Consider the following 395-nt stretch of genomic DNA (forward strand, 5'->3'; position numbering starts at 1 on the left):
ATCCGCGAACGCTTCATCTAGAAGCGCTCGCCTCCGCGTAATTGTTTGTATTGACTTGCGAACTACTCTGATTCCAGCTCGATATCAATACCAAGCGAGCGAATTTCTTTAACAAGTACGTTGAATGATTCTGGCATGCCAGGCTCCATACGGTGATCACCATCAACGATGTTCTTATACATCTTGGTACGGCCGTTAACATCATCAGATTTAACCGTAAGCATTTCCTGTAGCGTATAAGCAGCACCGTAAGCTTCTAGCGCCCATACTTCCATCTCACCGAAGCGCTGACCACCAAACTGAGCTTTACCGCCCAATGGCTGCTGAGTAACAAGGCTGTATGAACCCGTAGAACGAGCGTGCATCTTGTCATCAATCAAGTGGTTCAACTTAAG

Annotated in this window: 1 pseudogene; it reads right to left on the reverse strand. The window is 46.8% G+C overall.

Going from position 1 to position 395, the window contains the following annotated elements:
- Window positions 1-62: 62 nt before the first annotated feature.
- Window positions 63-395, reverse strand: a pseudogene (locus A3763_RS07890) (DNA-directed RNA polymerase subunit beta); the annotation flags it as partial.

This window comes from Oleiphilus sp. HI0128 (genome assembly GCF_001635365.1).